The organism is Aliiglaciecola lipolytica E3 (genome assembly GCF_000314975.1).
Classification (GTDB): domain Bacteria; phylum Pseudomonadota; class Gammaproteobacteria; order Enterobacterales; family Alteromonadaceae; genus Aliiglaciecola; species Aliiglaciecola lipolytica.
In genome coordinates, this window is sequence record NZ_BAEN01000037.1 from 16097 (window position 1) to 31125 (window position 15029).

The window sequence follows — 15029 nt, forward strand, 5'->3', positions numbered from 1 at the left end:
GTTTGTGGGCTTGATATTAATTTAAAAGGAAATAGCTAAATTATGTCTACGTTGGTTAAATTGATTTTGGGCTGTTTCTTAACTTTTTCACATTTTTATGTGAGTGCTCAAAGTGAACAAATTGACCCTCCCTCGATAGCAGATGAAACGAATATCATTTGGGTCGAGGTGCAATCCTATTGGCATGAGATCCTTCAGGCACTGCCTTCAATAGCATTTGGGCTCACTATTTTTGTTATTTTTTATCTGTCTTCGCGTCCAGTTTCGGAGTTGATGCTTAAACCCATAAGTTACGTCAGTACTAGCCTACTAATCAGAGTCGTCATTCGACGTATATTTCAGCTATTACTTATTCTACTAGGCATTTATATTTTTCTGCGATTCGCTGGCTTAAGTGAGTTTGCTGTAGCAATTTTAAGTGGTACCGGTGTAATGGGGTTAATCATCGGCTTTGCATTTAAAGATATCGCTGAAAACTTCATATCCAGTTTATTGTTAAGCATTCAAAAGCCATTCAAAATAGGCGATATTATTGAAGTAGATAATCGTATAGGAGTGGTAAAGCAAGTCACTGCCAGAGCAACTACATTGTTAGACTTCGATGGTGATCATATCCAGATCCCAAATTCTACCGTGTATAAAAATGTAATACGAAATGTCAGCGCAAATCCTAATTCTCGCGGTAACTTCGTCATCGGCATAGGTTATGATTCAAGTATTGTTGATGCACAAAAATTAGCGATGACTGTGTTACATATGACCGAAGCTGTTTTAGACGATCCAGAACCTCAAGTATTAGTTGATAACCTAGCTTCTTCAACTGTAAACCTTAAAGTTTATTTTTGGATCAATACACATCAACATAGCTTACTAAAAGTATCCTCACTGTTAATGAGAACCATTTTTAGTGAATTTGATAAAGCAGGGATTAGTATGCCGGATGACGCAAGAGAAGTTATTTTTCCTGAAGGGGTCAGAGTTTTTACGGCCGCTGATGAAAAGATTGATGTGGCTGAACAAAAATCTGCAAGTACACTTAAAAGTAATGCTGCAAAAGATCAAAAAAGCGAGAAAGAAAGCCGTGCTGATTTAAAAAATATAGAAAAGGATATAAAAGCCGCTTCTAAAGTAGATGACTTAAGCAGTGATGCTGATGATATTCGTGAACAGGCGAAATTGGCTAGAGATCCTGAGCAAGGACAAAATATACTTTAACCTTGTTAACTTAACTAATCAGTTAAAAATTGCTGCTTTACTTGTTAAGTTTAAATTCATCTGTGTAGATTTAGCAGCATTTAGTCAATCTGCTATTTAAACATTATTTTACCACGCAATTTTTTCGGTTTAACGTTATCTACTACTGTTGCGCTGTGGTTCTAACGTGTACAATCCGATTCTTGTATGAAGAACAAGGCCTTATGAAAAAAATTGCAACGTTAGGACCGCCTGGAACATTTTCCGATATGGCGACTGGAATATATACCGCTGCTCAATCAGATACTTTTCAAGTAGAGTACTTTCCGACGATAGTAGGAACCCTCAGCGAAGTAGGGAAAAGCTGTGATATCGGTATTATACCCATTGAAAATTTTTCTGAAGGTTTTATTGCACTCGTATTAGATGAACTTATATCTGCAGATTTGAATGTTATCGATGAAATCATTTTACCGATTAAATTTTCGATGATTAGTAACGCCCACTCGTTGAGCGACATTCAGCAGCTATATGTGCAATTCGTTGCTCGCGGACAATGTTGCGAATTCTTAGAGTCTTTACATAACGCTAAAATTATTACGACTGACAGCAACATTGAATCATTAAATAGATTCAAGGACTCAGATATTCCCAGTGCAGCAATTGTCCCTTCTACCTCTTATCGAAAAAGCGACTTTCCGTTAGTTTGTGAGGAAGTAAACGATTACAAAAATAACCAAACTCGGTTTTTAGTGATATCTAAAGTCTCACAACCTGCCACGGTCGATGCGGATAAGACGAGCCTAATAGTACTAGATGATAATGATCACCCGGGTTATTTGGGGGAAGTGTTACTTTCGTTTTCAAAACGCAACATCAATCTAACATCCATAATATCGCGACCTACGCGCAAAACATTTGGCAAATATCATTTCTTTATCGATTTTGATGGCAATGCAGAGGATCCTGTTGTTGCGGATGCACTAAAGGAAATTGGCAAAACTAATAACGTTAAGCTGTTAGGTTCTTATAAAAAAGCAAAAAGCTTAAATTGATTCGCATTTTTATATCAATCAATGAGCACTTTAAACTCATCCATCAAAATCACTAAAGTGATCTTTTAGGATTGTCTTATTAATCCTTTCTAAAATATACAACCACTAAATATAAAAGGTAACTTATGTCTGAACTTACTCTCTTTGCTATGCCTGGAAGTTGCTCCAGAGTATCCTTGATTTTGTTAGAAGAGGCGAACGCGGACTATCAGATTCATTGGGTCAACCTAATGAAGGGAGAGCATAAAACAGATGCATTCAAACTAGTAAACCCTAAATCAAAGGTACCGGCTTTACGTATAGATGGACACGTGTTAACAGAAAACCCAATGATTATTAAGTTCCTCAGTGAACGCTTTCCAGAAGCAAATCTATTACCAAAAACAAATCCGGGATTAGAAGAGTATCAGCAAAAATCCGATTTATGCTTTTGTTCTTCGACCATTCACCCTTTAGTGACTCGATTTTGTATTCCCGCCTTTTTTGTAGATGAAGTGGGTTTGGCTAGTGTTAAAGAAAAAGCTCATAAAGCGTTATTAGAAGCATTGGTTTGGGTTGAGGGTAAGTTAGGGGATGGCCAATGGTGGTACGGGGAACAATGGAGTGCAATGGATGCTTATATATTTTGGATAATATCGCGCTTACAACGATGTGATTTTAGCTTAGCAAGCTTACCAAATATAGCTCGGCATACAGACACTATGCTGAGAAGAAAATCTGTTCTAAGCTCATTGGCAAAGGAACAACATGCAATAAAGTAGCAAGCAAAAATAAGGATACGCAATTCACATCCTAGCCGCTATGGAATGGGAGTTTTCTTGCTAATAAACTAGCTGCTTTACTGTTTGGGGATTAGTTCTAAATTCCCATATATTTTTGTATTTGAAAAAGCCCCAAGCGATGTTGGGGCTTTGATTTTTTCAATCTAACCTATTCATTAAGCGTTAAAACGAAACAGTAACTTCTTCTGAACATGCTGTGGTTTCATCACAAATCATGTAAATGAAGGTTGTTCCTACTGCTCTGCGTTCCCTATCTCGATAGGTTCCAGTATTTTCAACAGTTTCCAACAATTCCCCGTTGCGGTATACATCAACCATATCGGCACCAGAACCTGAGTAAGATAAATCTACTCTTAAGTTGCCGAAGCGCGACATGTAAGCTCTGTCTACTTCAAGTTCAATATCGACGCTGGAAACGCTGACTGTCTGCACTACCGTATCCGACTGTCCTTCTGAATCTGTGGTTGTAAGGGATACATCATAACTTCCTGTCGCCGGGAAGATATGTACTGGATTTACGTCAACTGAAGTGCTGCCGTCTCCAAAATCCCATAGGTAGCTTATAATGTCGTTGTTTACGTCACTACTTTCGTTAGTAAACGTCGCCTGTAAACCATCAGACTCATAACTGAATGCTGAAACGGGTGGTGCAATGGCGACTTCGCCAATACCTGTAATGGTTAATTCCCAACCATTAAGTGTACCGTTGTCGCCATTGTATATGTCTAGTACATTCAAGGTCCAATCGCCGGTTGCCACTTCGCCGTCAAAGGCGCTCGACTCAAAGCTTTCAACAATATCATCGTCACCACCACCCGTGTTGGCGGTTAACACCGTTGATGTTCCTGCTGGCGAGGTTAGTGTTAAGACAAGATCACCGCGATAGGTATGAGTAATATTCACGAATGTACTAGTGCCAAATACCGTTAATGGATCAGGGATATTAATGACAGAATCGATACCGATATCGTCAGGGTCTTCTTCGTTAGGTAGGGTAGGGATGGAAGTGTTATTACTGTACACAAAATCATTTAAACCTTGTGGGAACACAAATAGCCCTAATGATTTCTCTTTAACAATGTCACCACTTGTACCTGTTACTGTAAACTCATAATCACCATAGGGGGTATCATCAGCGGTATCAACCGTTAACGTAAAGGAGTCGCCCGGTTCTACTGTTGCTGCCGAAAGCACACCTAGTCCTGATACATCCGTAAGTGATAAAGCAACTTCTCCTTCCCAATCAGAAACACTGTCCACTTCAAATGTATAAATAGCGGTTTCACCGGCGGTTATCTCTAAATTAACCGGACTTACACTAAACTTAAATCCAGGAGTCGGATCCGCATCAAGCAACGCGCTGTGCACATTTAAACGTTTACCCGTAACGGTTCGACCTTGCATGACAGCACTATCATCTCCAGTTGCCATCAACAGTTCTTTCATTTCTAAGGCAGTTAAATCGGGGTTAAGTGACCAAACCAATGCCGCCGCACCGGCAACATGTGGGGTAGCCATGGATGTACCGGAATAACTAGAATAACCGTTTCCAGGCGTAGTCGACAAAATAGCTGTTCCAGGTGCTGCCATATCGACGGTCGTTAAACCATAAGAGTATCCTGAATCCCCATCTGTACGGTTAATACTGGCTACCGCTAATACGCTATCATTGTCGTAATTCGACGGATAATGAGGCAGCGCATCATTGTCTGTTCCATCGTTTCCTGCGGCAGCGACGAACAGAATGTCAACATCACCCGCTGCAGTAATGGAATCTTTCAATGCTTGGCTGAATGCACCTCCACCCCAACTGTTATTAAGTGCGCGTATATTTACCCCAGCATTTTTAAGAGAAACAAAATAATCGATACACTCAATAGCGCCTGCGGTGTCACCAAAACCATCTGCGGCAAGAAATTTACATCCAGCAATAGACACTTCGTGGTTTACCCCTACAACACCTATTCCATTATTTCCTGTTGCCCCAATCGTACCTGAAACGTGAGAACCATGGCCTTGATCATCCATGGGATCTGTATCACCGTTTACCGTATCAATACCGTAAATATCGTCAATATAGCCATTGCCATCATTGTCAATTCCGTCATTGGCTATTTCGCCTGGGTTCATCCACATATTATCGGTTAAATCTTCATGTAGGTAATCAACACCCGTGTCGATAACACCGATGACAATGCTACTATCTCCGGTAGTGATGTCCCATGCTTCAGGCGCATCAATATCGACATCTTCAACACCACCACTTTGGCCAGTGTTGTTTAACCCCCACAAGGAACCAAAGCTAGCATCATCTGGAACGAGTGCAGTAGTGACGATGTAATTAGGCTCAGCATATAGCACAGCTGGGTGACTATTGAGTGAATCTAAGGCAGCTTTTACTGATTTTCCATTTAGTTTTAGTTTTGCAATTCGCCCATCCATTATATGGGCAAAGCGATCATCCACTTCATCTCTATTCAAATCTGTAATTCGAGCAGCGATTCCTGCTCTGGCAGATCTTTTTTGGCTTGCAGTTGCACTGTCCTTATAAACAACAATAACAGAGTCTGATTTATAAGCAGGCGCACCTGCGGCTTGCACTTGGGTAGCAGCGAGCGCTGGTATAAGCGCCAGAGTAATCGCAGAAAGTTTGGCTTTCATAATTAAAGAATCCTAAATAAACACAAACATACTTAGCTATTAGCTAAGTGACGGTTATAGATTCTCCAAACAACTAAACAATGAGTCTTACATTTACACAACTTGTTCACACTAACGCCAATCGGGATGCTTTTTCTACAGCAAAGCTTAAAAATACAACTTTTTTGGTAAGTAAATTGCGCATTATTTAGGTTCTGGTACTAAAGGGTTAGGTGAATTTGGTCAACTTTGCAAAGACAGCCAAGTCGGTCTAACTTTTCTAGCACTAAAGTGCTAACTAGTGATTTTGGTCAAGTTTTAAAAAACACTAACTATTTGAATTATATATAGTTAATAAATACTACTTTAGGGCTATAGCACAGAGTAGTGGGATAGGTTTAAAGTCGTTTGCAGGTTTCAGAGCCGAAATTGTAGTGTACAAGGAGTTGTATTAGATGACAGGAAGCACCCTCATTCAGATTGCTAGGCTAAGGAGGATTCTCTCCATTCAAAACGTATGGTCTGCGTTCTTTGGTGGTGCGTTGTTAATTTCATCTTTCCCATGTTTGTCGCAACAAGACTCTACTGACCTAATAGACTCTCCACTGACTTTAAGTCTTGCTCGTACTGTTAATAATGACGCGTCGCAAAACGTGTTAATTGTTGATCAATACGGCATACACAACACAACAAATATAATTCAGGCTGCCAATTCTTCAAATCTCATTGTTGTTACACAATTTGGCAATAGTAATAGTGCGGACATTACCCAGTTAGGCTTTGGAAACCATGTTGATTTGGTACAAAGCGGTGAAGAAAACACGTTAGAAATTGTGCAACAAGGTGATTTTAATTTGGCAAATATAAACCAACTTGGTGAGCAGAATTTCACTGTGCATCAAATTGGTAACGACATGGTTGTAAACATTACCCAATATAAGAAGTAAAGGTGTTTGCAATTACTCACGGAGAATAAAATGAAGTTTAAAAAAACGACAGTAGCCAGTTCAATTATTTTAGCCGTATTAGCAGCACAAACAGGATTTGCTAGTGCTCAACAAATGATTAAAGATGATAACCCTTCTATTCAATCTGATTTTATGGTGGAAGCAGCAGGGAATATAATTAATTTGACTCAATCAGCGCCGCTAGGTAACGCGATAGGTAATGAAGCAATACTTATGCAGGAAGGCGATTTTAATGGCCAAAGTATCACTATAATTGGTGATGCGAATATTGTTGAAGCGGATCAATTTGGTTCTGATAACGTTATTTATGGTGATATAACTGGAGATGAAAATTCGGTTGTGATTTATCAAGACGGTATCGAAAATGACGCAGAAATTGTCATTGAAGGAAGTGTTAACGAAGTTGAGATATCGCAAGTCGGAGATGGTGGCCCTTTTGGCTTCATTTTTAATCGTTCAATTAATGATATAACGGGTGATGGAAACGTTCTTATTGTAGATCAAGGTGATGGTGGTAATTGGGCAAATAACTCAATTAACGGATTTGATAACGAGGTTGAAATCACCCAAACCGAAGATTGGCATGAGTCATACATCAGTAGTCTTGTTGGGGACGGCAATGAAGTCGAAGTGTCCCAGGCCGGTTATTACAATATCGCGAGCTTTTCTGAAATTACAGGGAATGATAACGAAGTTTATTTAGAATCTGATGGTGAATATAACCGTATTTACGGCTATGTTTTTGGTGATGACAATAGTGTCGAATTTGAACAGTCAGGAGATGATAACTATGCGCAGCTTGGGTTGTTTGAAGGCAGTGACTCCACTGCAGAAATCACTCAGATTGGTACATTCAATGATGCACAAATTGACAACCTAGGTGATGATAACGATTACGAAATTACACAAATAGGTAATGACAACATTGGCTATGCCGGTGCAACAGGTTTTTACAATGACTTTTCAGTTTTCCAAAATGGTGATCTTAACCTTGCCAGTACGGTTAACTTTGATGGCTTCTATAATGAAGTTACGTTATCTCAAGAAGGTGATGAAAATACCTTACTGGCAGAGGCGGGTGTTGGCGAAGACGGACCAAGTGGCTTTTATGCTGACGATAACATCATAGATGCGTCTCAAGTTGGTAATCAAAATGATGCAGTAATTCGATTAGGTGGCAGTACTCCCAGTAATTTTAATACCTTAGACGTTGCACAAACAGGTGACCTGAACATAATTGACTTACTAATTGATGGTTCAGATAACACCATTGATATTATGCAAGAGGGTAATGACAACTGGGTTGTTGGTGAAGAAACCTTGGCGATGACGATAACTGGAGACGGTATGAGTTTGTCTATCTCACAAGTGGGTAATGACAACTTGGTTACTGGCAGTATGAGTGGTAGCGGAGGCAGTATTTCAGTGACTCAAATAGGTGATTACAACGTAGCGTCTATTACTCAACAATAATGCTTGACGGAAGTAGGGGGGATTTTCCCCTCTATGCCTGTTGATCTACGTTGGATAAATTTATTCCATAATAATTACGGTTGATTCAATAAACGTGCAATCTTTAATTACAAAAACAATTTGTGCTGCAACTCAAAGATTTTTGCTCATTATTAGTTTAACTATGTTTAATTTTGGCTATGTCGAAGCTGATGATTTTGAGCTCAGTGGATTGCTGTTAGATAACACGATCAGTAGACAAGGCCACGAATTTGCTAACGAGTTTGGTAAATACTGGCGAGACATTCCGCATACTTTTGGTCAAAACGTTCAAATTAAGGAAATTATCGTACCTCAAGCAGGAACTAAATTGACTGTGCACTTCGATAATCAAACCATTTACCAAACTTACATGGGCAGAAGACAAACTCCCATTAAACAACGCGTTGAGAATGCTGTGGTATTGCTAATTGATGCAATATCACGTTCTGGAGCAATTCAAGACAACCCTGATCTCGCTGAAGATGAATGGTGAAAATATGAAAAATAAAATAGTAATAACAGTAAGTTTTCTGGTGGCCATAATCGCTACGCCGGTGTTTTCTACTGAGTTAGTTTATGAACCCATTAACCCTAGTTTCGGAGGCAGCCCTTTAAATGGCAGCTATTTGTTAAGTAAAGCAAATGCACAAAATACCCATAGTGCTTCTAGCAGTGAGCGCACGTATGCTGAGAGCTTGCAGGATTCTTTAGAAAGAGCTTACATCAACAGGATTGTTCGAGAAGTGACTGACTTGGCTTTTGGTGAGGTGAGTTACGACGAAAATGGTGACCCCGTAGAAAGTATTTTTTCTGATGATTCCATTTTCGTGAGTGGTGAGTTTCAGGTGGAATTAATCACGAGTAACCCTGATAGCATTGTTGTTGAAATTACCAATGTAATCACCGATGAAGTCACTATTGTAGAAATTCCAAGGTTTGGTTGATATGAAGTATTTTGTTGTAATGTTAACCATACTAATTAATGGTTGTAGCTCGCTAACTAATGTCATTCCTCCTAATGCAGAAAACGCAATCGTAATTGAAGAATCCGCAACATTAAAAGAACTTAAAGCGCTGCCTAAACCAGTTGGTTCAATACCTGTATCGGTTTATGCGTTCAGGGATCAAACTGGTCAATATAAACCAAGCAGTGGTGCTAGCTCATTTAGTACCGCAGTGACGCAAGGTGCCACTTCAATATTGATGCAAGCTCTAAGTGAAACCGAGTGGTTTTTACCCGTTGAACGAGAAGGATTACAAAATATTCTGACAGAGCGTAAAATTGTAAGGGCCGCTATTCAAGGTGACACGAGCAAAAATGAAAGTGTTGAATTACCACCACTGACCACCGCTAAAATCATTATAGAAGGTGGCATTATCAGTTACGATTCGAATATTAAAACCGGAGGGTTCGGCGCTGAGTATTTTGGCATTAATGCGTCGGAGCTATTCAGAGAAGATCAAATTTCAGTGTATATGCGTGCCATAGATGTTCGCTCTGGGCAAGTTTTAGTGTCTGTGTCTACCAGTAAGAAAGTACTCAGTAAGGAAATTCGAGCAGGCTTATTTCGCTACATTAGCTTTAAGCGTTTGGCTGAAATTGAAGCAGGGTATACAACTAACGAACCTATGTTCACTTGTGTTCAGCAAAGTATTGAAAAAGCGATTTCTGAATTAGTATTAAAAGGCATTGATAAAGGTGTTTGGAAGGCTCGAGCTGTCTGAAATTAACTTTTAATCGCGCATTTTATACACGGGTTAGACCCTTGTTAAAACTTGATCAAACCTTAATGCTGCGTAATCAACAAGCGGTCTCGACAGCTTGCCTTGACCAGGTTATTAGCTCAACCCTATTGCGACAGTTGGTTTTTCTAAAAATGCTATAAATGTGGGTTTTAACCGTATTAACACTAATGTGTAATTGGTCAGCGATTTCCTGATTCTGTGCACCTTGACCGATATATTTAACGATGGTTTGTTCTCGTTTCGTTAATGACTGCTGCCAAAATCTTGATTGGCTTCTATCAAGTATATCGTTTGTGAAATTGGACTCGTTCAACAATTCATTTACGAGTAGTTCTAGAGCATTTCTTTTAAACCACTTTTTATCTTGTTTAATAGCCTTTATACCCTTGAGAACGATTTCCAACTTATCGTCGGCATAGAAAATACCAGCGATTCCTTGTTTAATAGCTGCAATTTCAAAGTCTAAATTAGTACTCGCGTTGAAGAATATAATTTTGATCAAATTTTTGTATTTTAATACTGGCACTTGCGGAATAGCGTTTTTGTCAATTGACTTACAGTCCACAAATATCACATCAAATGAAGCGATATAATCAGATTTAGGGCAAAAATTGCCAACTTGGAGATCAAACCCACATGCATCTACGAGGTCGAGAAAGTGATTTAATTTGCTGTGCCGCTTTTTAGTTATTTCATCTTTTTGAGGTGAAATAACAAATGCTCTATTTCCTTGCATAAACTAGAGTCCTTTGGAGAATTTATTCTCTTTTTTATTATGACACTTTCTTACAGTGTAAGAGTTAGCATACATAGTAGGTTCAAGTTGCGCAAGAAAATACAGGTAAAAAATGTATGCTGAGATCGGGTTGTTTTTTGTACTATTAAGGTTAGAATCAATAAGTCTAATTATATTAACAACTTAGATTTAAGGTTAAGTTTTGCACAACGTGAAGTTCAAAAAATAATCACATTTCATGCGTAAACTAAAACACTTATTATTAAGCCTGAGTAAATTGAACCTTATTGGCAACCTCTGAAGCGCGGGATCAGTTGGCTAAATAAAATTACAAAAAGCAGATTGTAATAAACTAGACAATCCGCTTTGCAAAATTTACGGTTTAATGATTACTTCAATAGGCGTTGTTAACGCTTTTATTTTTTCAGCTAGCAGCATTTCGAATTGCTGTTGATTTTGCGGGTTGCTGTCATGTTCAGGCCATGCAGCTAAAAAACCATAATTTAATTCATTGGTAGGCTTAAACTGAATTAAATAATCATGTTCCGACTCCAGGCTTTTTGCCGCATCATCAATTCTATAAAATAACGCCATACCTAAATGATACGAATCGCCTAGCATATTTTGATTGCCATACGTGGCAATAACAGCCCATTCATCATTTTTTAAAGTAATGAATTCTGTATTAGGATGTTTAACTATTCCAGTTACTAAATCGTTCACTTGATCCGACAATAGTACATTAACCATTGTTGTCGGATCATCACCGTGAATTCGATATGTGGTTGAAACATCTACTTTGGTACTGTTCACATCCCAACCCTTGTAGGTTACATTAAATTCGGAAATAAGCTTAGTATCACTGAGTAAATTCCAACTGGTTTGAGAGACTTGTTGGAAGTGCATAACATTACCTTGCGACAATCTGCCAAGTGAACCTAATCCCAACGATTTCCCCACTTTTAAAACATCAGCACCCCAATCAGCTTGTTCATGGTAGCTGTCATACCCATCTTGACCTACTTCAGACAAGACCATATCAGTTGTTTTTTTTGCGAACACATCTATACCGTTGCGCCAATCTAAATAGAGTCGATATCCAACTAAGTTATTTTCCCAGCCAGGCCCCTCGTACCGTAGATAATAGGAATGATCAGTTAACTGTTCTGGGGCTGTAAATTGTTTTACATTTTTAAACTCAAATCCATCTGCAACATATTCCTTGCCTCGCCATTCACCGCCTGTTCGAACCGATAACTCTGCATAAGCCATATCGTTGAATTCAATTCTTGAAGTACTTAGCGGTATTTGGGCTTGCTGTCCTGGGTTTAATTCAGCTAACAAAGTGAGGGTTCCACTTCCATCTGAGTTTTGCTGCCATTCACTGGGATACTGAGTACTGTACAGTGGTAAATTATCTTGAATAAGGTTTGCAGGTACTTCAACTGAAACCAGCTGTTTGATTGCTCCACCAGTTGATGGGTTATGTAGAACTAATGAAAGATCTTTTTCTTTTTCAGACTGATTACATGCCGCAATAGTTAATACACAGAGAAAGTAGAATCCGAGCTTAAGTTTATTCATATTGACATCCTTTAGGCTATTTATTTTAACAATTATGAACTAATATATTGACAAATGCCACCGGTGGCAATTATTTTAGATGGTGTTAACATTTATTTAGCATGATTTGACTTTCTTTACGTTTCCCTAGCGATCTGTTCTTAAGTCTATTTAAATCATTTCATTTTAGAGGAAAACAGCATGAGCGATTTTAGTTTGGACGGGAAAAGGGCTTTGGTGACAGGAGCTAGTCGCGGAATTGGACAAGCATTGGCTGTCGCGTTGGCCGAAGCTGGAGCAAAGGTAATCGTTGCAAGTTCTAAAGCGGGAGGATGCAGTGAAACGTTAACTAAAATTAAACAAATTGAAAAGGCACAGGTAGTTGAATTAAGTGCTGATTTGTCAGAGCCAGAAGCGGTAATGAATTTGGCTAAATCGAGTCTATCGATATGGGGGGGAATCGACATTCTTATCAATAATGGCGGCACTATTTTTCGCAGTCCGGTGGTCGATTATCCCTTTTCTGAATGGCAAAACGTGATGCGCGTCAACGTTGATTCTGCTTTCCTACTAAGCCAGCAACTGGGTAAAGAAATGATTAAACAAGGGCAGGGTAAAATTATCAATATAGCTTCAATGCTTAGTTACAGCGGCGGTATAACTGTGCCTGCATATACAGCCAGTAAACATGCAATCGCTGGATTGACCAAAGCACTTGCGAATGAGTGGGGAAAATATAACGTACAAATCAATGCTATAGCACCAGGTTATATTCGAACCGATAACACTCAATCATTGCAAGATGATTCACAGCGAAGTAAAGAAATTTGTGCTCGTATACCTGCAGATCGCTGGGGGGAAACCGCAGATCTAAAAGGAGCGGCTATATTTTTAGCGAGCAATGCCAGTAACTACGTAAATGGACATGTATTGGCTGTAGATGGCGGTTTTTTAGCACGCTAAAGTAAATTTATGTCCATTTATAAAAGGGTAAAAATATGACGACTGAATATGAAGTGCGTTATGCCGTAGGGCAACGAGAAGTAAAAGCATACGATACAGATGAGCTTAGAGATGCTTTTTTAACAACTAAACTAATGCAAAGCGACAAAATTTATTGGGTTTACAGCCACTATGAACGATTTATGGTTGGCAGTGCGGTCCCCCTAAAACACTCTTTAACGCTTGAGACTATACCTGATTTACTCAAAACAGAGTTTTTCACTTCTAGAAGAGAAGTAGGGATTATCAACATAGGTGGTAGTGGCTCCGTGGTGATTGGCGATACTGAATATAGTATAGCGAATGAAGAAGCCCTTTATATCGGTAAAGGTGATAAGCAAGTAACCTTTAAATCTGATGATGCCAGCAATCCAGCCAAATTCTATTTGAATTCAGCTCCAGCGCATCAAGTTTATCAGGATAAAAAGGTAGGCAAACAAGATGCGAATGTATTGCATCTTGGTTCCCAAGAGACATGTAATGAACGTGATATAAATCAATTGCTTATAAATAGCGTAGTAGAAACCTGTCAATTACAAATGGGATTAACGAGATTAAAGCCAGGAAGTGTATGGAATACGATGCCTGCACATCAACATGACCGTCGTAATGAAGTGTATTTTTACTTTGATATGAAACCAGACCAAGCGGTCTGTCACTTTATGGGAGAGCCTAAGCAGACTCGGCATATATTCGTTGCTAATCAACAAGCTATTTTATCACCTCCTTGGTCAATACATTGTGGAGCCGGTACAGCCAATTATGCATTTATTTGGGGTATGGCAGGTGAAAATCTTGATTACGATGATATGGATAAGTATCCAGCCAATGAATTACGCTAGTTGGAAGAGGGGCATATGAAATACGTTCAATGGTCCATAAAACATTTTATTGCAGCAGCATTGATGTGTTTGATGTGGTCTTGTACTCCCGCGAAAAAATCAGATCACTTAGTTTTGCGGCTCGGTCACACACTAGACACTCAGCACTCAGTACACAAAGCAATGGAAAGATTGGGGGACAGGTTAGATTATTATTCTCGCGGTCAAATGAAACTGGAAATTTTTCCTGGTAGCCAATTAGGTACCGAACGCGAAATGGTCGAGCTATTGCAGATTGGTTCCTTGGATATGACAAAAGTTTCCGCCAGTCCATTGGAAGGTTTTGCACCAGCGATGAAAATCTTTAGTATCCCATACGTATTCAGAGACAATACGCACTTTTGGAAGGTTTTAAACAGTGATATCGGTACAGAGTTGTTAACCGGTATCGAAGCTTTCCGATTAAAAGGGTTAGGCTACTACGATGCAGGAAGTCGCAGTTTTTATACTAACGAAAAACCGATACATACACCGAAAGATTTAGTAGGTTTAAAAATACGGGTGCTAAATAGCCCTACGGCAGTGCAAACTGTTCGTGCAATGGGTGCTGCTGCAACGCCTGTATCATGGGGGGAGCTCTATACAGCGCTGCAACAAGGTGTTGTTGATGGGGCGGAAAATAATCCTCCTAGTTATTTTTTATCCAAACATTACGAAATTGCCCGCTATTATTCTTTAGACGAACATACATCAGTGCCGGATATTTTATTGTGTTCTTTAAGAACCTGGAACCAATTAACTGAACAACAACAAGACTGGTTAGCAAAGGCAATGTCAGATTCTGTTATTTACCAACGTGAACTTTGGCAACAGTCCACCAAAGAATCTTTGCAGAAAGTCATTGATGATGGTGTTGAGGTTATTTATCCAGATAAACAAGCATTTGTCGACGCTGTCACTCCATTTCATGAAAGTTTAGCTGACACCCCAGCTGGTAAACTTATGCGAAAAATAAAGGCGATGTAATT

14 protein-coding genes are annotated in these 15029 nt (G+C 39.2%); 11 read left to right on the top strand and 3 right to left on the bottom strand.

The annotated features are described in order from the left end of the window. The first annotated feature begins 42 nt into the window (after positions 1 to 42). The 3 genes from GLIP_RS08800 (at position 43) to GLIP_RS08810 (ending at position 3010) form a co-directional block, all read left to right on the top strand. Positions 43 to 1215 (top strand): mechanosensitive ion channel family protein, encoded by a 1173-nt coding sequence (locus GLIP_RS08800; RefSeq protein WP_008844260.1) that lies wholly within the window; start codon positions 43 to 45, stop codon positions 1213 to 1215. A 203-nt stretch (positions 1216 to 1418) separates the two neighbouring features. After that, positions 1419 to 2249 carry a prephenate dehydratase gene (locus GLIP_RS08805; RefSeq protein WP_008844261.1) on the top strand — a complete coding sequence of 277 codons (831 nt, stop codon included), beginning with the start codon at positions 1419 to 1421 and terminating at the stop codon, positions 2247 to 2249. Positions 2250 to 2374: 125 nt separating this feature from the next. Next, positions 2375 to 3010, top strand: a complete 636-nt coding sequence (locus GLIP_RS08810; protein ID WP_008844262.1) for a glutathione S-transferase family protein — start codon at positions 2375 to 2377, stop codon at positions 3008 to 3010. A 183-nt stretch (positions 3011 to 3193) separates the two neighbouring features. Here the strand turns inward: GLIP_RS08810 and GLIP_RS08815 are convergent, their stop codons facing one another. After that, the gene (locus GLIP_RS08815; protein ID WP_008844263.1) at positions 3194 to 5692 is read right to left on the bottom strand and encodes a S8 family serine peptidase; all 2499 of its coding nucleotides are present in this window, start codon (positions 5690 to 5692) and stop codon (positions 3194 to 3196) included. 434 nt (positions 5693 to 6126) lie between these two features. On the opposite strand from GLIP_RS08815, the gene GLIP_RS08820 reads away from it, so the two are divergent. The 5 genes from GLIP_RS08820 (at position 6127) to GLIP_RS08840 (ending at position 9858) form a co-directional block, all read left to right on the top strand. Next, the gene (locus GLIP_RS08820) at positions 6127 to 6618 is read left to right on the top strand and encodes a minor curlin subunit (RefSeq protein ID WP_008844264.1); all 492 of its coding nucleotides are present in this window, start codon (positions 6127 to 6129) and stop codon (positions 6616 to 6618) included. 30 nt (positions 6619 to 6648) lie between these two features. Continuing rightward, positions 6649 to 8112, top strand: coding sequence for a hypothetical protein (locus GLIP_RS08825; RefSeq protein ID WP_008844265.1), 1464 nt, complete (start codon positions 6649 to 6651; stop codon positions 8110 to 8112). A 163-nt stretch (positions 8113 to 8275) separates the two neighbouring features. Continuing rightward, the gene (locus tag GLIP_RS08830) at positions 8276 to 8626 is read left to right on the top strand and encodes a CsgE family curli-type amyloid fiber assembly protein (protein WP_008844266.1); all 351 of its coding nucleotides are present in this window, start codon (positions 8276 to 8278) and stop codon (positions 8624 to 8626) included. A gap of 4 nt (positions 8627 to 8630) precedes the next feature. Continuing rightward, positions 8631 to 9077 carry a curli assembly protein CsgF gene (locus GLIP_RS08835; protein WP_008844267.1) on the top strand — a complete coding sequence of 149 codons (447 nt, stop codon included), beginning with the start codon at positions 8631 to 8633 and terminating at the stop codon, positions 9075 to 9077. Position 9078: 1 nt separating this feature from the next. Continuing rightward, positions 9079 to 9858, top strand: coding sequence for a CsgG/HfaB family protein (locus GLIP_RS08840; RefSeq protein ID WP_008844268.1), 780 nt, complete (start codon positions 9079 to 9081; stop codon positions 9856 to 9858). Between the two features lie 76 nt (positions 9859 to 9934). On the opposite strand, the gene GLIP_RS08845 is transcribed toward GLIP_RS08840, so the two are convergent. Together GLIP_RS08845 and GLIP_RS08850 are read right to left on the bottom strand one after the other, a co-directional pair. Next, positions 9935 to 10615, bottom strand: coding sequence for a helix-turn-helix transcriptional regulator (locus tag GLIP_RS08845; protein WP_008844269.1), 681 nt, complete (start codon positions 10613 to 10615; stop codon positions 9935 to 9937). A gap of 375 nt (positions 10616 to 10990) precedes the next feature. Further along, positions 10991 to 12199: a DUF4861 family protein gene (locus GLIP_RS08850; protein WP_008844270.1), complete on the bottom strand. Its 1209-nt coding sequence runs from the start codon at positions 12197 to 12199 to the stop codon at positions 10991 to 10993. 180 nt (positions 12200 to 12379) lie between these two features. Here GLIP_RS08850 and GLIP_RS08855 point away from each other — a divergent pair, with 180 nt between their 5' ends. The 3 genes from GLIP_RS08855 to GLIP_RS08865 all read left to right on the top strand — a co-directional run bounded on the left by GLIP_RS08855 (position 12380) and on the right by GLIP_RS08865 (position 15027). Next, the gene (locus tag GLIP_RS08855; protein WP_008844271.1) at positions 12380 to 13141 is read left to right on the top strand and encodes a glucose 1-dehydrogenase; all 762 of its coding nucleotides are present in this window, start codon (positions 12380 to 12382) and stop codon (positions 13139 to 13141) included. Between the two features lie 35 nt (positions 13142 to 13176). Then, positions 13177 to 14022: a 5-dehydro-4-deoxy-D-glucuronate isomerase gene (gene kduI / locus GLIP_RS08860; protein WP_008844272.1), complete on the top strand. Its 846-nt coding sequence runs from the start codon at positions 13177 to 13179 to the stop codon at positions 14020 to 14022. Positions 14023 to 14085: 63 nt separating this feature from the next. After that, positions 14086 to 15027 (top strand): TRAP transporter substrate-binding protein, encoded by a 942-nt coding sequence (locus GLIP_RS08865; RefSeq protein ID WP_407638152.1) that lies wholly within the window; start codon positions 14086 to 14088, stop codon positions 15025 to 15027. Positions 15028 to 15029: the final 2 nt, after the last annotated feature.